This window comes from Nostoc sp. CmiVER01, from assembly GCF_034531135.2.
Classification (GTDB): domain Bacteria; phylum Cyanobacteriota; class Cyanobacteriia; order Cyanobacteriales; family Nostocaceae; genus Nostoc.
Genome location: NZ_JAVRBU020000006.1, coordinates 1 through 19,858, shown reverse-complemented (window position 1 = coordinate 19,858; position 19,858 = coordinate 1). Strand labels below are relative to the sequence as shown.

Below are 19,858 nucleotides of genomic sequence, written 5' to 3'. Positions count from 1 at the left end.
TATACTACCTATTTTTTCGATCATAATATTCAACTAAATTCTAACGACTGGCGCTTTCATTCTCTTTTAATAGTTTTAATAACTGATAACTATAGTTTTAAGAACTGATAACTGTTAACCTCCAAAAGCTAAGATCGTCTAAATAGGGAATCTAAAATAAAACGCAAATTTTAGATATCCAAATTAGGAGTCAGAGCGTGAATTTGGACGGATTAGCTTTACAGATAGAAAATATGCGTAAGCGCGTCGCTTTTTTGCAACGTCAGAGTGAACTGCAAAATACACAGGGAGATATTGAACTGGTTACGGCAGTATTAAAAGAAGTCCACCTAGCTTTGTCAGAACTGCAAATAGCTCATAACGACCTACAGCAACAGAATAAAGAATTATCCAATGCCCAAGAATCCTTGATAGCACAAGGTCAACGCTACCAGGAACTATTTGAGGAAGTACCAGACGCTTATTTTGTAACTGATGCAAAAGGGTTAATTCAGGAAGTTAATTTAGCAGCCACCACTCTGCTCAATATTTCCAAAAGTTTTTTGTTAGGCAAACTCTTGGGAATTTATGTGATTGAGAAAGAAATAATTGCTTTTCATCTGAAACTGCTTCATCTACGCGATCATGCCAAAATCCCAGACTGGAAAATGCAAGAGTGGGAAGTAAATCTGCGACCACATAACAAAACGCCAATTATTGCTGCGGTTAAGGTGGTTGCTATCCGTAATCAACAAGGTAAGTTAGTAGGTTTGCGTTGGATATTGCGGGATATTAGCGAAAACAAACGAACCCAAGCCAAGCTGCAATGGGCAGAACAGGCGATGCGACAAGCACTTGCCAAAGAAAGGGAGTTTAGTGAACTTAAATCCCGCTTGCTCACCATCACCTCCCATGAGTTTCGTACTCCTTTGGCTACTATCCACTCTTCTGCGGAGTTACTAGAATATTATCGCCATCTATGGAGCGACGAGCGACAACAAACCCACCTACGTCGCATTCAAACATCAGTTATGCATCTAACCCAGTTGTTGAATGATGTATTGATGCTGAGTCAGGATGAAACAGGCAAACTAGAGTTTAATCCAACACCCCTAAATTTGGTGGAATTTTGCCGCGATATATTAGAAGAATTAGAACAGAGCGATCGCTCACAACATGCGATCGTTTTTAGCAGTGAGTGCCAATCTACAAGAGCTAACTTAGATGCGAAATTACTGCGGCAAATCTTGACTAATTTATTCTCGAATTGTCTAAAATACTCTCCCATTGGTAGCACAGTTAAGTTTTCTGTCATCACTGCCAACGAGCAAGCTATATTCCAGACTCAAGACTCTGGTATTGGCATTCCTCCAAATGACATTGATTACATCTTTGAACCCTTCCATCGCGCTAGTAATGCAGCTAATATCCCAGGAATGGGATTGGGAATGTCTATCGTCAAGCAGGCTGTAGATTTACATGGCGGCGAAATTCGTGTCGAAAGTGCGATCGGTGTGGGAACTACCTTTACCGTAACTCTGCCATTTTCGAGAAAGTTCAATACATATAGCAATCCCAAATGAGTTATGAAAATCGAGAGGCTCAGATCCTCGACTTTTTTGAGAAGTCGGGGATCTTATTGTTCACGAATGATTTAGGACTGCTATAGCAGCTTGCATAGCTTTCGAGTCAATTTGCACTTTAGAAGGCTTTATAACTAATCAATCACTTTTATTTATCGAATTCAAAATCAAATATAATTGCTTCTATGCTAAAAGGTCTTTAAAGTGGGGTTAGCCGGTCAACAATAGGTTGATTGTAAAGTTTTTCTTAAGAGTAACTTAGGGAAAGCAATTCAAATACTTTGTATATTTAAGTGTGAGTTTATATTACGCCTGTGGTAATCTCTAACAAATCAGAATACGCACTTCTAGCCCTGTTAGAGTTAGCAACCTGCTACCCTAACGGTGAAGCCCTACAAATTCGAGAGATAGCGGCATTACAAGACATCCCGAACCGCTATTTAGAACAACTCTTAGCCACATTAAGGCGTGGAGGTTTAATTAAGAGTATACGCGGAGCCAAAGGTGGCTATGTTCTGGCACGAGATCCCGGAAAGATTACAGTGTTAGATGCTTTTAGCTGCATGGAAGGAGCAGATATCGTGGCTTCCAATCCTGAACCAACTCCCAGCACGGTAGAAGGTGAGCTAATTCAGGAAGTCTGGCAGGAAGCACGTCAGGCTGCTAACTCAGTTTTAGAAAAATATACACTCCAAGACCTTTGCGAACGAAGAGCAATGCGAAAGCAAAAGGAACTCATGTATTACATTTAGTATAAAAGTAACAATCTGTGAGGCTGTTATATGCCTGAAGGAAATTTTCAACAGCCTGTAAATAGTGCCACTACTCTTGTGGAGAGTTATGCAGCAGGAAAGCGAGACTTTAGTAAAGCAGAACTTGGTAATGCTGATTTGCAAGGTATTAACTTGAAAGGTTCTGACCTTAGTTATGCTGACTTGAGTGAAGCTAACCTGAGTGGCGCAAATTTGAGAGGAACCGATCTGAGTTTTGCCGATCTGGGTCAAGCTAATCTGAAGGATGCTAATCTCAAGGGAGCATTGTTGATGTCAACGAATCTTCGCCAAGCCAATCTCAAAGGAGCGAACCTGGAAAAAGCAGACTACGATCGCAGCACCAATTTTCCTCAAGATTTTGACCCAGTAAAAGCGGGTATGCAGATTAAATCTGAAAATTGATTGAAGTTCAATGATGGTACTTGCCTCAAGATAGAAGATATTTTTCCTATAAAAGTTGTATTTTTATGGAAAAGCCTAATCGATGAGGTTGACAATGGAGGCAAAAAGTGAAACCCCCAACCAACGCGCACCACTAATCACTGCTGGAATTTTTCTTGGTGTAGGTATTGGAGGGTTTATTGATGGAATTTTACTGCATCAGATCCTTCAATGGCATCACATGCTTAGTAATATTCGACCTCTGACAAACATAGCGAATATAGATTTGAACACGCTATGGGATGGATTATTTCATACCTTTAATTGGGTATTCACCGTGGTAGGAGTTGTCTTGCTATGGCGTGCCGGAGCGCGTGAAGATGTTCCTTGGTCATCACAGACCTTTATTGGGTCAATATTGATTGGTACTGGGTTGTTTGACTTCGTTGAAGGTTTAATTGACCATCAAATTCTCGGTATCCATCATGTAAAACCAGGGCCAAATGAGTTAGCTTGGGATTTAGGATTTCTTGCATTAGGTGCGCTACTTATTGTCATCGGCTGGATAATGATAAAAAAGACAAGAGTCATTAGTCATTAGTCATGGGGCATTGAGCATTGGGCATAGGGCATTGGTCGATAATCATAGTTCTTCTTCCCCTGCCTCCCCTGCTCCCCCTGCCTCCCCTGCTCCCTCATCCCCTCACTCCCCCCTATGACAGATACTTTTGAAAAAACTAGCTGGAGTTGGCAGCTTTCTCAATTTCAACAACAAGCTGGAGAATGGTGGGAATACCAGTTTTACCGCTTTGAGAGCGCTTTACCTGAATTTCCTACTGGATGGTCAATTAGTCCTTGGCTTGGTGAGTTGCTGAAATTCTTGTTTTGGCTGGTACTAGGTTTATTTGTAGTTTGGGTGGGTTGGCGATTATGGCAAGAATTCAGTTCTTATGTATATTCTTGGCTGAATAGAAGTGGCAATCTCACTGATTTTCGTGGCAAAACTAGCTCTAGTGAGTTATCCATAGACCTTTTGTTGGAGCGATCGCAACAATTTTATCGTCAAGGTAACTACCGTGAGGCTTGCCGTTGTATTTATTTAGCAATGTTGCAGCAGTTGGATAAAAATGCGATCGCACCTCACAAACTCAGCCGCACAGATGGCGAATATCTGCAATTGCTGCGATCGTCTGTGACTCCAATACAGCCTTATGAAACTTTAATTACCACTCATGAACAATTATGTTTTGGTAATGCCGAGATTTTGCCAGACAATTATGAGCAGTGTCGCCAAGCTTATCGGGAAATTTCCCCAGAATGAAGGAAGAAAACGCGGGGATAGAAATAATACATAGCTAATAGCTAAAAAATCAATACTTTTAGTGAAAATTAATCTAAAAGTTAGAAAAAGCGAGAGATACGGACAAAGACTTATCCTCGCTTTTTGTATTCCCTAAGCTGTGAGAGTTGCGTTGGCGTAGCCCGTCGTAGACATCGCTCGATCCACAGCTTCCAAGGCAGTGTTTACTTCTGCCTCTGTGACAATTAGCGGTGGCACAAATCGGACTACTTTTGGCCCGGCAGGTACGAGTAATACACCCTCGTTGATGGCAGCATTAACGACATCTGCTGCGGTTAGTTGAATATTGGCTCGCAACTCCAAACCGTTAATTAAACCCCAACCTCGAACTTCGCTAATGTGCTGAGGATATTTCGCTGCGATCGCTTTCAATCCAGTTCGCAATTGTTCACCCCTATCTTGCACATTCTGCAAAATATTTTCCCGTTCCAATGTCTGGCAAACACTGAGTGCTACACCACACACAAAAGGATTTCCGCCAAAGGTGCTAGCGTGTTCCCCTGGTTGAAAAACATCACAGAATTTCTTGCTCATCATCGCGCCGATGGGAATACCACCACCTAAGCCTTTGGCACTGGTAAAGATATCCGGTTCAACGCCAAGATGTTCGTAAGCCCATAATTTGCCACTGCGTCCCATACCAACTTGCACTTCATCGAAAATCAATAAAATGCCAGTTTCGTCACAAATTTGCCGGAGCTTTTTAAAATAGGCAACATCTCCCGGACGCACACCGCCTTCTCCCTGCAATGGCTCAATCAGAATCGCAGCTACCCGATAATCGCCTTCATCCAACTCGCTAATCGCCACTTCCACAGCGTTAATATCGTTGTAATTTACGTAGTGGAAACCAGGAACCAAGGGATCAAAATATTTTTGATACTTCGGTTGTGCTGTAGCGGTAATCGTTGCCAAAGTCCGTCCGTGGAAACTGGCATTGGCGGTTAAAATAATCGGTTTTTCAATGTCTAATACTGTGTGGGCATATTTCCGCGCCAGTTTAATTGCAGCTTCGTTAGCTTCAGCTCCAGAGTTGCAGAAAAACACGCGATCGGCACAAGAATGTTCAACAAGCCATTTCGCCAATTCACCTTGCTCAGGAATGTAGTACAAATTAGAGACATGGTGCAGCTTCTGGATTTGGCGTGTTACCGCTTCTACCATAACTGGGTGGGCGTGTCCCAAAGTACAAGTGGCAATTCCCGCTACAAAGTCCAGATATTCTCGTCCTTGTGTATCCCAAACCCGACATCCAGCACCCCGTTCTAGGGCTAAGGGAAACCGACCATAGGTAGACATGACAGCTTCATTAAAGCTATTTGCATCAAAGGGACTGGATGCTACAGACCCTGAATCTGGGGGGATGGTGGCTTGTTCAACGAGAGTTTGTAGGCTCACTACCGCTCCTCCTCTTGAGTTTTTCATCATATAGTTATTTACTAGTTTCCTAGAAATCCCTAAAAATTACTTTTTATTTAGCACAACTCGTACTTCTTTTTAGGCTAACGCTTATATGACCTCAAAGACATGGCGGTGCTGAAAAAAATTTTGTAATCAACACTTGAGCAAGAGTATGAGTAACAGGCAAGTTTGCATAAGCGTAGCCCGTCTGTCGAGGGTAGAGTCCAGGATTTTCTTATAGAACACATGAGGAAATTCATCTTGCTGTGTGTGGGAAAACTGCCAGAAAGTTAAGGGAGTTAGAAGTTATAGAGGGGTAATCTATCGATATAAATTAGTTATGATGCTTTAAATATCTGGTTGGAATTATTTTTCAGTGATTTTCAGTTCATCAATATTCCAAAAAGTTGGCCCCAATGCAGAAAACTTGATAGGATTGACACGTTCACGCACCGCCTGAAACGAAATTGGATTCACAAGGCAGAATATTGGCAACTGTTCAGCAACGATTTGCTGAAATCTGCTATAAATGGCCTTGCGCTTGCTCTGGTCTAGTTCTTTAAATCCTGCGCCAAAAAGACTATCGATTTCTCTCTCCCAATCAGAAACTACCCATCCTTTGAGCGGGGGTTTTCCCGGTAAAGCACCTTGGTTAAACTGATGAAATGAGCCTTGACTAGTCCAAAATAAAGATAAAAGATTAGGTTCAACATCTGCACCGGGAACACCAAATGCACCGACATAACAATCCCAATCTCGACGAGAGAGTAGCTTTTGTAATACTACATTAAAATTGACTACCTGCATATCTGCTTTGATACCAATTTGATTGAGGTCTTGTTGGATTTGAACGGCGGCATCGATTCTTAATTGATCTTCTGATTTCACCAAGAGATTGAATTGCACACGATTTTCATCTTTATCTAACAGTTCTTTTTGGAAGTTGTACTTAAACCCAGACTCTAACAACATCTGCCTAGCTTTCTGAGGGTTGTAATCATACACTTTTAACCCTGCTGCTGGGGAAAAGTAATAGGGACTTTGACCAGCAATTGGCGAATGTTGGATTTCGCCTAAACGGCGATAGATATTAGTTTTAATTCGGTTGCGGTCAATGGCATAGGCAACTACTTGCCTAAAAGCTAAGTTATTAAACCACCGAGATTTAATTGGGTCTATAAAAGGCTTACCTTTAGAATTACTAGCTTGGTTGAGATTGAAACCCACAAAGCTAAAACCCGCAGTAGGCCCACCATTATAAATAATAAACTTTCCTCACTTTTCCTCTTTCTTGAGTAACCCAAATACTGCTGGTGTCACATTCAAAGTATCCAGTTTCTCTGAGCGGAATCTGAGTAACTGATTTTCTGTAGAAGCAATAATTTGCCAGACAATACGTTGAATATAAGGCTGTGGTTTTTTTTGAGAATCTTTGCGCCAGTAATAGGGGTTGCGTCGTAAAATTATCCGTTCACCAGGAGTATAGCTTTCAATTTGGTAAGGCCCATTACAGATGATTTTTTGCGGATCAGTATTGGTTCCCCACATTGAGAGAAACTTAGGATTACCATTGACATCACTGGATAATACAGAAGAACGCAAGGCATGATCTGGCAAAATCGCTAGCCTTTCGGCGTATCTTAAAAAAGGGGCAAAAGGTTCTACAAAAGTAAACTCGACTCGCAGATCATCTAGTTTCTGAACTGACGGGAAAGTTTCAGTTTTGCCAATACGGAAAAAATCTCTATATAAAGTGGGAATTTTTTTATTAAGATAAATGTATTGATAAGTAAAGACTACATTATCTGCCGTGAGCGGTTTACCATCTGACCATTTTAATCCTGTTCTTAAGGTAAAAATAATTTGCTTTTTATCAGCAGATATTAACCAAGATTCTGCTAATCCTGCCTCCAACTTACTAGTCATAAAATTCTCATCGATTAATCCCTTGAAATAAAAGAGAAAACACTGTATGGAGAGTCATTTATGGCATAGTTAAAAGTAGTTGGATCACTTAGTGAAACTAAAACTAATTGAGCTACCTGAGATGTTTTGCTTTTCATTTGTGTCGGGTGACAACTTGTGAGCAAAAAACAACAAGATAGTAGCAAACCAACTACTAAATTCAGAGGTCGGACAACAGCAGGAATCATTTCTAATTATCTACCTTGCAGCTACTATCTACACAGTACAGTATGTTGATTTACTGGTATTAGGACAATGATAGTAGACCGAAAAATTTTGCGATCGCCTACGGTAGCCGCTTCAAAGTCGTGACCTGTTATAGCTGGATTTGTAGTTTGAATGTACTAAAAAGTACAAATGCGATAAAGTTAGTACAAAACTAGAAAAAGTAGGCTAAAAGTACTATTTTTACGTCATTCTCAACACTTGAGCAAAAATATCAACGTATCCAAAAGGAGTTAATGGCCGGGGCGATCGCTCTTGGCGGTGTTTTCTTCATTGGCACTTTGTGGTACTCGTTAGTGGAGGGCTGGTCATGGGAAGATGCCGCTTACATGACAGTCATCACTCTTGCAACCGTGGGATACGGAGAGACGCACCCACTAGGTAACCGAGGACGATTGTTTACAATTGCCTTGATTTTATTGGGTGTAGTTAATATCGGTTACATTGTCAACAGATTTACAGAAGCAATCATTCAAGGCTACTTTCAACAAGGAATTCGGCTACAGCAGCAGAGGCGGTTAATGGAATCCCTAACAGAACACTACATTATTTGTGGATTTAGCCGGACTGGTCGTCAAATCGCCAAGGAATTTCGGGCAGAAGGTGTATCTTTTGTAGTGATTGATTCAGATATGGAATCAGTGCAAAGGGCGCAGACAGAAGGTTACACAGCATTCCAAGGCGACGCGACCCTAGACGATACGCTTTTGAAAGTTGGCGTTGAACGGGCGATGTGTATCGTAGCAGCACTCCCTTCAGATGCCGAAAATTTATATATTGTATTGTCAGCAAAAACACTTAATTCGGCAATTCGGGTGATTGCACGGGCAAGTACAGAAGAAGCTTTGCAGAAGTTACGACGCGGTGGTGCAGATGAAGTGATATCCCCCTATATTACTGGTGGGAAGCGGATGGCTGCTGCCGCACTCAGACCCCAAGTATTGGACTTTGTAGACGGGATTTTAACAGGTGCAGACCGCCAATTGTATATGGAAGAATTTTTACTCGACCCGGCTTTTTGTCCCTTTGTAGGTCAAACTTTGCAAAAGGCGAGATTGCGATCGCAATCTGGGGCATTAGTTCTGGCAATTCGCCGCGCTGATGGGACTCTCATTGGTGGCCCTACTGGCGATACGATTTTAATGCCAGGCGATCGGTTAATTGGTATGGGTACAGCAGAGCAATTGCGTAGTCTTAACCAAATTCTTGGCCCAATTGGTTCGCGAAAATTGCGACGACCGAAAAATAGTTGAGGGCAGATATCAGATAATTTCTCTAGACAAAAAGTAATAAAAAAAAGTTTTAAAAAAATAGGTATTGACATGAATACAAATTTAGAGGATTTCTCATATCTATGGAATGGTCAAGAACCTGATTGGGCATTGTTAAAATTCTATGCCTCACCTTCAGAAAAAGAACCAAGATATTTAATTGTCAACACGAAAATCAAACAAGGTTTTCTAACTCATGATGATAGTCTCTATCAGCATCTAAAACAAATTATGCTTGATAAAAAAGTTCGCATTATCTCAAATTTATGAATTTAACCGCTTGTATTTTCCTCAAGCCAAGCGACTGAATCAGATGAAGGTTGTCGTATCCTACCATCTGGCATGATTGCACCTGATTTTATTAATTATTATCTTTTGATACATTACGCTTAACTCAGCCACTGTAAAATATTGGTCTTGCTAACCAATGCCCAATTAATAATCAATTTCTTTCCACCCATGCATAGCTGCTACGCCTTTTGTAACCCATTCAATCACAACTGGGGGAGCTTCTGATATCAAGATGCTAGGATAAACTGCTGCACCCCATTCGGGATGCACTAGCAAACGGCATTTATTTTTAATCACTGGATAGTTGAGCAAAGCCTTGACAACTGCTGTGTCATCATGGGGAATTGCTCCAGGATGAGACAGTAAAGGATAGCCTGTACGAGGGTCGATTAGGTCTGTTAAATAGCCGCGATCACGCAGATTAAATGCCAAATCGCAGCCAAATCTCATAAACTTTTCTCGTAAGCGTTCTTTCTCTGTCTCTACTTCTGCTGTCTTTTCGACTAGTTGATAACGAGATTGCTGTAAGACAATCACTACTCGTAAAAATGGCTGCCGTTTCCAATCTGGTAATATCCGTTCGCAGTTGGCACAGATATATTGACTGGGAGCATGAATTGAAATTTGAACTGCTTGTCCCGTTTCGCCAACTAAATTAATAGGACAGCTTTGCTCCGAAGTGTAAACCTTGGGATAGTTCACTAAATTGATTCGATTTTGGCAAGTTTTTTAATTTAATCTCCGGTATAGATGATAGCTCTTAAAAGTTCATAAAAATCATCAGTTTCCTATAATATGCTACTTTTTTTGGAAGTAATTACTGATAATTTAATAATTTTAATCCTAATTTTATCCTTTATTAACCTGTTCTCATGGGATTTGTTGCGATCGCTATCAGTATTGGCATAGGTGCAGCTTGTGGTAGACAAGCGATGCCTACAGCAGGCTACGCCTACGCTCGTGAAATCTCTTCGATCAAAATCCCCAAAAATGACCTCTACCTCAGACGATTTGCAGCCAAAACCAAAATGGTCTAGCCGTCAGCAAACCTGGATTAAACAGGCGTCTGGTGAAGCAAAGCGTATCGGAGTTTCGCCAAAGGCAAGCAGAAAAAACAAACTTAATTGTGTCTCTTTGGAGATGCTGAAGCTATTCAGTATCAAATAAACATTGCACATTAACTGGTGAGGTTGTCCTTTGTCAATTGTCCTTTGTCCTTGGTAAACACAAATGACTAATGACTAATGACGGTCTACACGGAAAATAGTGCAATATGTAAGCGCGTTAGCATACTTTCCATAGCACCCAATTAATTAAGTTTTAAAGAATTCACCGGCACTTCATCCCAAGAATCCACTGTCCGCAATCGCGCTACCCAACCAGCTTCCTTTTGCGTCTTGGTCAAATTATTCTGAAATGAATCATGACAATCTTTGGCTTGAGATTCGTTACAAGTGGCAATACAGGCATGAATCATCCCAGACGGATCAATTTGCTCATTTACCCAAATAGTCATGGAATTATTTCCTCGAAAACTGTAGCGAAAAAAGCTATTCGTCATTTTAGAATACTATTAAAGCCAATCAATTTTGGATTTTAGATTGCCGATTTTGAACTTTGGCATGAGCGCGGCTTGACTGAGCGATCGCCAAGTGGCCAAGTGTCTTGGTCTAACTATTTTGGATTTACTTTGAATTTTAAATCGTTATCTCCTCTTTCGTAGCGACGGCGGTAGAGTAATTCTAACTGTCCACCATATTCTTGAATCCAGGCAATTTGTCGCTGGTAGAGTCCCCGGAAGGTATTGGCAAATAAAAGTGTAAAGATTGCCACTACCAACCCTGATGCAGTAGATACTAAAGCTTCACTAATTCCAGCTGTTACACCTGTTGTTTTACTACCTCCCACATCTCCGATATTTAGAGAGGCAAAGGAGTTAATTAATCCTAAAACAGTGCCGAGAAGTCCCAACAGGGGCGCAAGACCAATAATTGTCTCAAAAATATTTTGGGAACGCTTGAGTAAGGGGATTTCGGCTTGGGCTTCACTTTCTAATGCCAAACGAAAGTCTTCTGGTGTCGCCTCCTCCAATTCTAAAGCTGCTAAAAAAATCCGAGCAATAGGTAAATCAGTATTTTTCTGCAATTTATCTAAAGCACCAACTACATTATCAAGGCGATAAAGCTGTAGCACCTCTCGCACTACCTTGTTTTGCCGATTATTTATCTTTACCCAAAAGATGATCCGTTCGATAATCAGCGCCACTCCTAATAGAGAGAACGCAAGCAGAGGCCACATGACTATGCCACCTGCTGTAAACAGATTACTAATTTCCATTTATTATTTTTAACTCACCAACAACGCTAGATTAACAGATCGTTGAGATGGAGCAGTTTAAGGCTGCATTGTAGTTACAGCAATTTTTCAGCTATCCTCAGTTTGGCCGATCGCGATCGCGGATTTTTCGCAATTTCCTCTTCTTGGGCAATAATTGGTTTTTTTGTCAAGACTTTTAACAAAGGTGAATTTCTTAAACCATGCTTCACTGGGCGGTCTTCTAAACTGTGAAAACTGATAATTGCAATTCTGCCACCAGGGACAAGGGCATTTGGAGCTTTATCCAAAAAGGTTTCTAGGGATTTTAACTCATCGTTGACGACAATTCGCAGAGCTTGAAAAACACGGGTAGCGGGGTGAATTCTCCCATAACGGTATTTAGGGGGAACTGAAGAAGCGATCGCATCAGCTAATTCTGTAGTCGTGTGCAACGGTCGCCGTTCTACAATACGACGAGCAATGCGCCGCGATAATCTCTCCTCACCGTACTTAAAGAAAATATCAGCTAATGCTGCCTCATCCCAATTATTAATCACATCAGCAGCAGTTAGCGATCGCCCCCGATCCATTCGCATATCCAAATTTGCAGCTTGGCGAAAGCTAAAACCTCGTTCTGCTTGATCTAAATGGTAAGAACTTACCCCCAAATCGGCTAAAATACCATCGAAAGTGTTAGGGGGAAACTCGTAGTCAGCAAAATTGCTATGAATAAATTGTATGCGAGCCTCCTTCGGAGGAGCTTCGCTAACGCTATATTCAGCTAAATTCTTTTGTGCAGCTGCTAAAGCATCTTCATCTTGGTCAACTGCTGTTACCCGCACATCCGCCGCAGCTTCTAAGATTAGGCGACTGTGACCACCACCACCTACCGTTACATCTAAATAATGTCCACCTGGACGCACCGCCAAACCCTCAATTACCTCCCGTCCCAAAACGGGAATGTGAGAAAAAGCCAGTTCTTCTAAATCTAGCGGTGTTTGTAAATCTGATTTCATTTTTAAATTTAATTTTATTTTTGTTTCTATTTGGTAAGACTTACACCAAAAACCTCTTAAACTCTTATTTCTCCGTGTCCTCTGCGTTTTCCGTGGTTCGATTTAAGTCCTGTTTAGTACTTATTCCCAATCACCAACATCAGGATTTTAAATGCAAAAAGATATTAGATGAAAAAAAAACCTGTGCCTAAATCCCTTGCATATCAAGCTTCCCTATAATAATTGAAGAGGTGCAACGAAATGAAACATCAATTACAACACCTTCGCTGCTATCCTCTCTCCAACATAACCCTGTAGAGTCAAAATTATATAGATTGCCCCTACAAACCTCATTTTGGCAGACTAGATAAATCGGCTGTGGTTGGCATCTAGGCGGTTCAATTCAAAATTTTCACGAACGGAGAACACGAAATCTATGACCAGACTAGAAACCCGCACTGAACCAATGGTGCTAAACATGGGGCCACACCACCCCTCAATGCACGGGGTTCTGCGGCTAATCATGACTCTGGATGGCGAGGATGTCGTTGACTGTGAACCAGTTATCGGCTATTTGCACCGAGGAATGGAAAAAATCGCCGAGAACCGTACTAATGTAATGTACGTCCCTTACGTTAGTCGGTGGGACTACGCGGCGGGAATGTTCAACGAAGCCGTTACTGTCAACGCCCCAGAAAAGCTTGCAGGCGTCGCTGTCCCCAAACGCGCTAGCTACATCCGCGTCATCATGCTGGAGTTGAACCGCATCGCTAACCACTTGCTGTGGTTTGGCCCCTTCCTCGCTGACGTAGGCGCACAAACTCCCTTCTTTTACCAGTTCCGAGAACGGGAAATGATTTATGATTTGTGGGAAGCTGCCACAGGTTATCGAATGGTGAATAACAACTACTTCCGCGTTGGTGGAGTAGCAGCCGATTTACCTTACGGTTGGGTAGATAAGTGTCTGGAATTTTGTGACTACTTATTACCCAAAATTGATGAGTACGAACGCTTAGTAACCGATAACCCCATCTTCCGGCGACGTGTTGAGGGTCTTGGTACTATCACTCGTGAAGAAGCAATTAACTGGGGACTTTCTGGCCCCATGTTACGCGCATCTGGCGTGCAATGGGATTTACGGAAAGTTGACCATTACGAATGTTACGACGATTTCGACTGGGATGTGCAGTGGGAAACTGCCGGTGATTGCTTTGCCCGTTACGTGGTGCGGATGCGGGAAATGCGCGAATCTGTGAAGATTATTCGCCAAGCAATTAAAGGACTTCCTGGCGGCCCTTACGAAAATTTGGAAGCCAAGCGTTTAGCCGCAGGTAAAAAATCCGAGTGGGACGCATTTGATTATCAATTCATAGGCAAAAAAGTTTCTCCAACTTTCAAGATGCCCAAGGGTGAAATCTACGCCCGTGTAGAAAGTGGCAAAGGTGAATTGGGAATTTATTTAGTTGGCGATGATAACGTCTTCCCTGCACGTTGGAAGATTCGTGCAGCAGATTTCAACAACCTCCAGATTGTCCCACATTTACTGCGCGGAATGAAGGTTGCAGATATCGTAGTCATTCTCGGTAGTGTTGACATAATCATGGGATCTGTAGATAGGTAGTAAATATCTATCTCAATATTTTTTAGAGCAGTTGTATTATGCAACTGCTCTTTTTTTTATAATTTTTGAAGACGTGATAAATTACCGTCTCTGCAAAGGACTGATTATTGTACAGATGGCGATTTATCGCGTCTCTAATCTGGCTATAAATATTTTTTACTCATATAACATAAATACGAAATATTTATAGAGCCTTAAATAATGCCCCGTATTTTTGACAACATTGATTTACAACTGCTACCAATTTTACGAGAAACTCTCAAAGTATCTTATCGCGCAGACTTTTGCGTTGGCTACTTCAACCTCAGAGGTTGGCGAAGAATTGATGATTTGATTGAACAGTATGTTGGTGGTGAAAATGCTTGTTGTCGTTTGCTAATTGGGATGCAAAGCTTACCCATTGATGAAGTTCATGCAGCATTTAGTCTTGTTAGTGGCGATGGAAGGATTGACAATAGTAGCATTGTGCGGTTTAAAAAACGTATGGCGGCGGAATTTCGCCAGCAGTTGACTATCGGTGCGCCGACTAATCAGGATGAAGCGGGATTGCGGCGGTTAAGTCATCAGCTAAAAAGTCAGAAGGTAATTATTAAACTGTTTCTGCGTCATTCTCTGCACGCTAAGTTATATCTTGTGCATCGTCATGACCTTTTCTCGGACTAATTTATTTAAACGTTTAGAAAGTAGTGGTGTTGCTTTTATCCAATCAATTGAACGCCACATTTTACGGAATTTCATTTATTTATATGCTTTAGAGCAGGGGCTTGATATCCCTATTGGAACTCAAGAAGCTGAATTGTTAGATACAAATAATAATGATGAAGATGCCGATTCTGTGGCAGCAGCTTTGTTTGATACAGAAACCGAAGAAGATGATTTTACTACTTTGCTGCAAGGGGAGAGAGAAAAAGAATTAACTTCTTTTTCTACCGATGATGAAAAGGCATTTAAAACAGAAAAACTTTTTCGTCAAAGAGCAGAATCAATTTATCAAGAATATAAAACTCGCTATCAACGGAGATTTAAGTGGCTGCGGTCTACACTTTTTGTTGATATTAAAAAACTGAAACGGGATTTATTAGAAGATGCCAAAGCATTAATTAATATACTGCAACAGTGTGGTGAGTGGAATCCTCAAAAAGATGAGAAACTTGCTGCTTTAATCAAACTATTAACAGAAATTCACCCCAAAGATAAAGTACTAATTTTCACACAATTTGCTGATACAGTCCGCTACCTTGCAGACAATTTGCGGTTGAGTCAAATTACTCATGTAGCTGGGGTAACAGGTCAATCTAAAGACCCGACAGTAATGACGGGAAGATTTAGCCCTATGAGTAATGGAAAACGTGAGCAAATTTCATCATCAGATGAGTTGCGGATTTTAATCGCTACCGATGTTTTGAGTGAAGGTCATAATTTGCAAGATTGTGCAATTATCGTCAATTGGGATTTACCTTGGGCGATTATTCGCTTAATTCAGCGTGCGGGAAGAGTAGACCGCATTGGCCAAAATGCTGATAAAATTCTTTGTTATTCTTTTTTACCAGCCGAGGGAGTAGAACGGATTATTAATTTGCGGGGACGACTCCGCAAACGACTGCAAGAAAATGCTGAAGTAGTGGGAACCGATGAAGCTTTTTTTGAAGATGATGATGCACGAGTAATTCTCGACCTCTACAACGAGAAATCTGGAGTTTTAGATGGTGAAGAAGATACAGAAGTTGATTTGACATCAGAAGCATTTCAAATTTGGAAAAAAGCCACCGATGGTAATCCGGGTTTGAAAAAGACGATTGAAGAAATGGAAAATGTAGTTTATTCTACCCGCGCCCATACTCCGCAACCTGTGCAACCAAAGGGAGTATTGCTTTATATGAAAACCACAGAAGGGAATGATTCTTTAATTTATGTTGACCGCGATGGAAATAGCGTTACTCAATCACAATTAGCAGTGCTTCAGGTAGCGGCGTGTGAAGAATTTACCCCAGCCATACCAAGAGATAAACAACATCACGAATTAGTAAACAAGGGTGCTGAATTGATTGCTGAAGAAGAGAAAAATGCCGGGGGTCAATTAGGACGACCATCAGGTGCAAGGTTCCGCACTTATGAACGGCTGAAAAGTTATGTTCAAGAAATGAAAGGAACACTATTTGTTAGCGAAGAACTTTTAAAAGCAATTGATGAGATTTATCGTTATCCTTTGCGACAGTCAGCCATTGATACTCTCAACCGCCAACTCAGAAGCGGTATTAATAATCAGCAGTTGGCTGAGTTAGTTGTAGCGTTACGAATGGATGACCGTTTGTGTATTGTCACAGAAGAACTGGAGAAGCGAGAACCTCAAATTATTTGTTCTTTGGGATTATTTTCTAATTCGTAATTTTTAATTAAGGCAATAGACGTGATAAATCTCTATCTTTACAATAATTAGCCCTTTTTAGAGATGGCTATTCATCGCGTCTTTGTTATATTTAAAGATATAATTTAACTATTTTAGGAGTAATTTTTATGGTTATATTATCATCTAATCTTTCTTTAACAGAGTTTCTGCAATTACCAGAAACTAAACCAGCTAGTGAATATATTGATGCAAAAATCTACCAAAAACCAATGCCGCAGGGAAAACATAGCAGAATCCAAACTCGTTTATCAACCGAGATTAATCAGGAAAGCGAACCTGAGCAAAAAGCTTTAGCATTAACTGAATTACGCTGCACATTTGGAGGACGTTCTTTAGTTCCAGATATTGCTGTATTTGAGTGGTCACGGCTGATTGTTGATGAAGATGGGGAAATTGCTAATAAGTTTCAAACTTATCCAGATTGGATAATTGAAATTTTATCACCTGATCAATTTCCTAACCGGGTAATTGATAAAATTCTTTTCTGCATTAATCATGGTACAAAATTAGGTTGGTTTATTGACTCTAACGATAAATCGGTGATGGTATTTCAACCTAATAAATTGCCAGAAGTAAAATATAATAATGATAAATTGACTGTTCTTGATGTATTAACAGATTGGCAAATTACGCCAGCAGATATATTTAGTTGGTTAAAAGTTAAATAATTAAAAGACGCTTATAAACCGCATCTACACAAGCAAGACTTACCACCGTGAGTTTCAAACCCTCAATTTAGCTCGTTCACCTCATCACCTTGTTCCCCAAATTGGGTTAGGTCTGTATTGCACTCAACTCAGAAGCCCTATAGTAGTAGAGTGACATGCTTAAAATGTTGGATTTCAAAAAATTACAAAAACCAAAATTCAATCATTAACAGAATTACTCAATCCAATAAATTAAGCTTGCCAGGCTAGTAGGTTGGGTTGAGGCTTTGCAAAACCCAACAAAGCTTTGATAATGTTAGGTCTACGTTACTCAACCTAACCTACACCTTACGGAAAACACCTAAATTAGAAAGCAAACTGGGGTTTGAGTAAGTTAAAGCTTGTTTTGCTTGCGGAAAACACCAAAATGAGAAAGCAAAAGCTTCTTTTGAGTAAGTCAAAGCTTGTTTTACTTACGGAAAACACCAAAATGAGAAAGCAAAAGCTTCTTTTGAGTAAGTCAGAGCTACTTTTGAGAAAGCATTTCAGTATTTTGAGAAAGTAAACGGGCATTTTTCTAAAGCAATTAGGCATTTTGATAAAGTAATCAGCTACATCCTCACAACATTTCCGATTGTGAATATAACCGTTAAAGAAGCAGCATTAGAAGCTTTCCGTAACTTTGCCCCAATGTTTGGAAACTCAGAATTAGTCTGTCGTTCCCATGCAGAGAGAGGTTCTGACAATTCAGGTCATCACGAAAACCTAACCCCCTAACCCCCTTGCCGACACTCTAAGGGGAAAATTCAAAGTCTTTCTCCTTTTAGGCTACGGTCAGCGTACACATTAAGTCGAATTACCCCCCTTAATCCCCCCTTTCTAAGGGGGGAAAAAGAAATCTAGTTTCCTCCCCTTTATAAGGGGAGGGTTAGGGTGGGGTAAAACCTTGGTTAATCAGCTATTTCAGACTTGTATGTACACCGTAGCCTTAAAGAAAGAAATAAAAGTGAGGTTTTCCAGATAACCTGAAAAGTCAGTGCAGAGGATGGGGACAAGAAATACTAACAATATGACAAATATCTGTAACTATGAATACAAACTGACTTGCTACATTACAGTTTAAAGTATATTTATTGCCTCAAGTTATAAAAAAACTAAACATATTATTTGTAAAATTACAACATTCTTAATTTTAAATTTATAATATTGGATTTTCTCTACTAGAATTAAAAAATGAATTTCTTAATAATTTCTTTTAAATTCACTGAATAAGCTAACTAGTATTGTGTTTCGTTAAAATCGAATTGCTGCTATAAATACAAGAATGTATTTAAACAAGGTCTAATAAATTACTATATAAATCCGACAGCATTTACTTAGTCGTAATTTTAGAACCGTGCAAATTCATCCTCACTCGGAATATAACCATAGCCGCGATCGCCGTGAACAAGGTTTGCAAAATTTGCTCGTTCGCCTTGTTAAAACAATGCAGCGCGATGAGTTAGTTCGGCAAACAACCAATCAACTCAGAGAATCGCTTCAGGTTAATCGGGTGGTATTGTATTATTTTTACAGTCAGTGGCAAGGGCAGGTGACTTTTGAATCTTTGAGTTCTCAAGAATTCTCAATACTTGGTTCCACTGGCCCAGATGATTGTTTTAACAATGAGTATGCTGCTTTATACTTAGCAGGACGTGTAAGAGCGATCGCTGATATTGAATTAGAGCCAATCCAGCCTTGTCACCGAGATTTTCTTCGAAATTTGCAGGTTCGCGCCAACCTAGTTGCACCAATTGTCACACCTAAAGGATTATGGGGATTGCTAGTAGCACATCACTGTCAAGACCCTCATTATTGGTCGCCATCAGATATAGAAATGATGAAAACAGGGGCACAAACTCTAGCAACAGATCATAACATTCTGGAGAGTTAAGTCACTGTGTATTCAAATCGCCTACAGTAAAGTAGTAGAAATCCTCACCGGCACTGATTTTTCTAGTTAAGGAGAAAAAACTGTGAAATTTGGTTACACGGTCATTTGGGTAGACGATGTAGTTAAAACCGTTGAGTTTTACGAAAAAGCCTTTGGTCTAGTTCGTCGCACTCTCGTGGATAAGGGGCAATCTATCTGGGCGGAAATCGAAACCGGAAACACCACACTAGCTTTCTCCTCAAGTAGCGAAGCACAGAAGTTATTTCCTGGTGGCTGCCATCCCAACGATGTTACACAACCACCAGCATTAATCCAAATATCATTTATTACTCCTGATGTTGGCAGCGCTTACATGAGAGCGATCGGAGCAGGTGCAAAAACACTAGATGCCCCTAAAAGCCAGCCTGGGGGACAAACTATTGCTCGTGTCCGCGATCCCAATGGTGTGCTGGTGTCGTTGGTGAGTGCCTAAGTAGCGATCGCCTTGGAAAAGATTAATTGCACTGAGGATTGCGATCGCAAAAGTGAAAATCAACATTTAAAAGACTATTTATAAAATAAATCTTAAATAGGGTGTGTTACGGCTTTAACCTAACGCACCCTTTTCTATAGCCGTGTGTCAGGCGCTTTAATTAACCTGAGTTCGGGTTAAGCAGATTGAGGTAAAAGCCATTCCATCTGAAGGCTGGGTTTCTTAGGTTGATGGCAAT

20 protein-coding genes and 1 pseudogene are annotated in these 19,858 nt (G+C 40.6%); 15 read left to right on the top strand and 6 right to left on the bottom strand.

All coding sequences use genetic code 11. The features are described from left to right. Positions 1-197 precede the first annotated feature (197 nt). The 5 genes from RMZ43_RS10870 (at position 198) to RMZ43_RS10850 (ending at position 4,037) form a co-directional block, all read left to right on the top strand. On the top strand, positions 198-1,562 hold the full coding sequence (locus RMZ43_RS10870) for a PAS domain-containing sensor histidine kinase (RefSeq protein ID WP_428850719.1): 1,365 nt from the start codon (positions 198-200) through the stop codon (positions 1,560-1,562). Between the two features lie 314 nt (positions 1,563-1,876). Continuing rightward, positions 1,877-2,314 (top strand): RrF2 family transcriptional regulator, encoded by a 438-nt coding sequence (locus tag RMZ43_RS10865; RefSeq protein WP_322646468.1) that lies wholly within the window; start codon positions 1,877-1,879, stop codon positions 2,312-2,314. A gap of 30 nt (positions 2,315-2,344) precedes the next feature. Then, positions 2,345-2,737, top strand: a complete 393-nt coding sequence (locus RMZ43_RS10860; RefSeq protein ID WP_322656135.1) for a pentapeptide repeat-containing protein — start codon at positions 2,345-2,347, stop codon at positions 2,735-2,737. A gap of 94 nt (positions 2,738-2,831) precedes the next feature. Beyond that, positions 2,832-3,317 (top strand): DUF2243 domain-containing protein, encoded by a 486-nt coding sequence (locus tag RMZ43_RS10855; protein ID WP_322646466.1) that lies wholly within the window; start codon positions 2,832-2,834, stop codon positions 3,315-3,317. A gap of 114 nt (positions 3,318-3,431) precedes the next feature. After that, a complete protein-coding gene (locus RMZ43_RS10850; RefSeq protein ID WP_322656134.1) occupies positions 3,432-4,037 on the top strand; it encodes a DUF4129 domain-containing protein in 606 nt (201 codons plus the stop codon). Between the two features lie 132 nt (positions 4,038-4,169). Here RMZ43_RS10850 and RMZ43_RS10845 read toward each other — a convergent pair whose 3' ends face one another. Together RMZ43_RS10845 and RMZ43_RS10840 are read right to left on the bottom strand one after the other, a co-directional pair. After that, positions 4,170-5,474 carry an aspartate aminotransferase family protein gene (locus tag RMZ43_RS10845; protein ID WP_322656133.1) on the bottom strand — a complete coding sequence of 435 codons (1,305 nt, stop codon included), beginning with the start codon at positions 5,472-5,474 and terminating at the stop codon, positions 4,170-4,172. A 369-nt stretch (positions 5,475-5,843) separates the two neighbouring features. Then, positions 5,844-7,403: pseudogene (locus RMZ43_RS10840) on the bottom strand (ABC transporter substrate-binding protein). Positions 7,404-7,903: 500 nt separating this feature from the next. On the opposite strand from RMZ43_RS10840, the gene RMZ43_RS10835 reads away from it, so the two are divergent. Both RMZ43_RS10835 and RMZ43_RS10830 read left to right on the top strand, forming a co-directional pair. Continuing rightward, positions 7,904-8,920, top strand: a complete 1,017-nt coding sequence (locus RMZ43_RS10835) for a potassium channel family protein (protein ID WP_322656132.1) — start codon at positions 7,904-7,906, stop codon at positions 8,918-8,920. A gap of 69 nt (positions 8,921-8,989) precedes the next feature. Next, the gene (locus tag RMZ43_RS10830) at positions 8,990-9,208 is read left to right on the top strand and encodes a hypothetical protein (RefSeq protein WP_322646462.1); all 219 of its coding nucleotides are present in this window, start codon (positions 8,990-8,992) and stop codon (positions 9,206-9,208) included. Positions 9,209-9,373: 165 nt separating this feature from the next. On the opposite strand, the gene RMZ43_RS10825 is transcribed toward RMZ43_RS10830, so the two are convergent. Beyond that, positions 9,374-9,931, bottom strand: coding sequence for a methylmalonic aciduria and homocystinuria type D protein (locus RMZ43_RS10825; RefSeq protein ID WP_322656131.1), 558 nt, complete (start codon positions 9,929-9,931; stop codon positions 9,374-9,376). Between the two features lie 170 nt (positions 9,932-10,101). On the opposite strand from RMZ43_RS10825, the gene RMZ43_RS10820 reads away from it, so the two are divergent. Beyond that, entirely contained in the window at positions 10,102-10,266 is a 165-nt protein-coding gene (locus tag RMZ43_RS10820; RefSeq protein ID WP_322646460.1) for a hypothetical protein, read from the top strand. Positions 10,267-10,538: 272 nt separating this feature from the next. On the opposite strand, the gene RMZ43_RS10815 is transcribed toward RMZ43_RS10820, so the two are convergent. The 3 genes from RMZ43_RS10815 to rsmH form a co-directional block, all read right to left on the bottom strand. After that, entirely contained in the window at positions 10,539-10,745 is a 207-nt protein-coding gene (locus RMZ43_RS10815; protein ID WP_322646459.1) for a glycogen debranching protein, read from the bottom strand. A 158-nt stretch (positions 10,746-10,903) separates the two neighbouring features. After that, positions 10,904-11,566 carry a MotA/TolQ/ExbB proton channel family protein gene (locus RMZ43_RS10810; protein WP_322646458.1) on the bottom strand — a complete coding sequence of 221 codons (663 nt, stop codon included), beginning with the start codon at positions 11,564-11,566 and terminating at the stop codon, positions 10,904-10,906. A 74-nt stretch (positions 11,567-11,640) separates the two neighbouring features. Next, positions 11,641-12,561 carry a 16S rRNA (cytosine(1402)-N(4))-methyltransferase RsmH gene (gene rsmH, locus RMZ43_RS10805; RefSeq protein ID WP_322646457.1) on the bottom strand — a complete coding sequence of 307 codons (921 nt, stop codon included), beginning with the start codon at positions 12,559-12,561 and terminating at the stop codon, positions 11,641-11,643. A 415-nt stretch (positions 12,562-12,976) separates the two neighbouring features. Here rsmH and RMZ43_RS10800 point away from each other — a divergent pair, with 415 nt between their 5' ends. From RMZ43_RS10800 to RMZ43_RS10770, 7 genes are all read left to right on the top strand, one after another. Further along, positions 12,977-14,161 (top strand): NAD(P)H-quinone oxidoreductase subunit H, encoded by a 1,185-nt coding sequence (locus RMZ43_RS10800; RefSeq protein WP_322646456.1) that lies wholly within the window; start codon positions 12,977-12,979, stop codon positions 14,159-14,161. 201 nt (positions 14,162-14,362) lie between these two features. Beyond that, positions 14,363-14,824: a hypothetical protein gene (locus RMZ43_RS10795; RefSeq protein WP_322646455.1), complete on the top strand. Its 462-nt coding sequence runs from the start codon at positions 14,363-14,365 to the stop codon at positions 14,822-14,824. Continuing rightward, entirely contained in the window at positions 14,805-16,547 is a 1,743-nt protein-coding gene (locus RMZ43_RS10790; protein ID WP_322656130.1) for a C-terminal helicase domain-containing protein, read from the top strand. Before RMZ43_RS10795 ends, RMZ43_RS10790 begins: the two co-directional genes overlap by 20 nt. Positions 16,548-16,675: 128 nt before the next feature. Then, positions 16,676-17,236, top strand: coding sequence for a Uma2 family endonuclease (locus tag RMZ43_RS10785; RefSeq protein WP_322646453.1), 561 nt, complete (start codon positions 16,676-16,678; stop codon positions 17,234-17,236). Positions 17,237-17,851: 615 nt separating this feature from the next. Next, positions 17,852-17,992 (top strand): hypothetical protein, encoded by a 141-nt coding sequence (locus tag RMZ43_RS10780; RefSeq protein WP_322646452.1) that lies wholly within the window; start codon positions 17,852-17,854, stop codon positions 17,990-17,992. 619 nt (positions 17,993-18,611) lie between these two features. Next, the gene (locus RMZ43_RS10775) at positions 18,612-19,148 is read left to right on the top strand and encodes a GAF domain-containing protein (RefSeq protein ID WP_322656129.1); all 537 of its coding nucleotides are present in this window, start codon (positions 18,612-18,614) and stop codon (positions 19,146-19,148) included. An 82-nt stretch (positions 19,149-19,230) separates the two neighbouring features. Continuing rightward, positions 19,231-19,620, top strand: coding sequence for a VOC family protein (locus tag RMZ43_RS10770; RefSeq protein WP_322656128.1), 390 nt, complete (start codon positions 19,231-19,233; stop codon positions 19,618-19,620). The last annotated feature ends 238 nt before the right edge of the window (positions 19,621-19,858 follow it).

What these genes read in the sequence shown, in the direction of transcription:
- RMZ43_RS10860 (WP_322656135.1), top strand. Translation starts at nt 2,345, where the DNA reads ATGCCTGAAGGAAATTTTCAACAGCCTGTAAATAGTGCCACTACTCTT.
- RMZ43_RS10820 (WP_322646460.1), top strand. Translation starts at nt 10,102, where the DNA reads ATGGGATTTGTTGCGATCGCTATCAGTATTGGCATAGGTGCAGCTTGT.
- RMZ43_RS10830 (WP_322646462.1), top strand. Translation starts at nt 8,990, where the DNA reads ATGAATACAAATTTAGAGGATTTCTCATATCTATGGAATGGTCAAGAA.
- RMZ43_RS10810 (WP_322646458.1), bottom strand. Translation starts at nt 11,566, where the DNA reads ATGGAAATTAGTAATCTGTTTACAGCAGGTGGCATAGTCATGTGGCCT.
- RMZ43_RS10855 (WP_322646466.1), top strand. Translation starts at nt 2,832, where the DNA reads ATGGAGGCAAAAAGTGAAACCCCCAACCAACGCGCACCACTAATCACT.
- RMZ43_RS10835 (WP_322656132.1), top strand. Translation starts at nt 7,904, where the DNA reads ATGGCCGGGGCGATCGCTCTTGGCGGTGTTTTCTTCATTGGCACTTTG.
- RMZ43_RS10850 (WP_322656134.1), top strand. Translation starts at nt 3,432, where the DNA reads ATGACAGATACTTTTGAAAAAACTAGCTGGAGTTGGCAGCTTTCTCAA.
- RMZ43_RS10800 (WP_322646456.1), top strand. Translation starts at nt 12,977, where the DNA reads ATGACCAGACTAGAAACCCGCACTGAACCAATGGTGCTAAACATGGGG.
- RMZ43_RS10815 (WP_322646459.1), bottom strand. Translation starts at nt 10,745, where the DNA reads ATGACTATTTGGGTAAATGAGCAAATTGATCCGTCTGGGATGATTCAT.
- RMZ43_RS10790 (WP_322656130.1), top strand. Translation starts at nt 14,805, where the DNA reads ATGACCTTTTCTCGGACTAATTTATTTAAACGTTTAGAAAGTAGTGGT.
- rsmH (WP_322646457.1), bottom strand. Translation starts at nt 12,561, where the DNA reads ATGAAATCAGATTTACAAACACCGCTAGATTTAGAAGAACTGGCTTTT.
- RMZ43_RS10785 (WP_322646453.1), top strand. Translation starts at nt 16,676, where the DNA reads ATGGTTATATTATCATCTAATCTTTCTTTAACAGAGTTTCTGCAATTA.
- RMZ43_RS10795 (WP_322646455.1), top strand. Translation starts at nt 14,363, where the DNA reads ATGCCCCGTATTTTTGACAACATTGATTTACAACTGCTACCAATTTTA.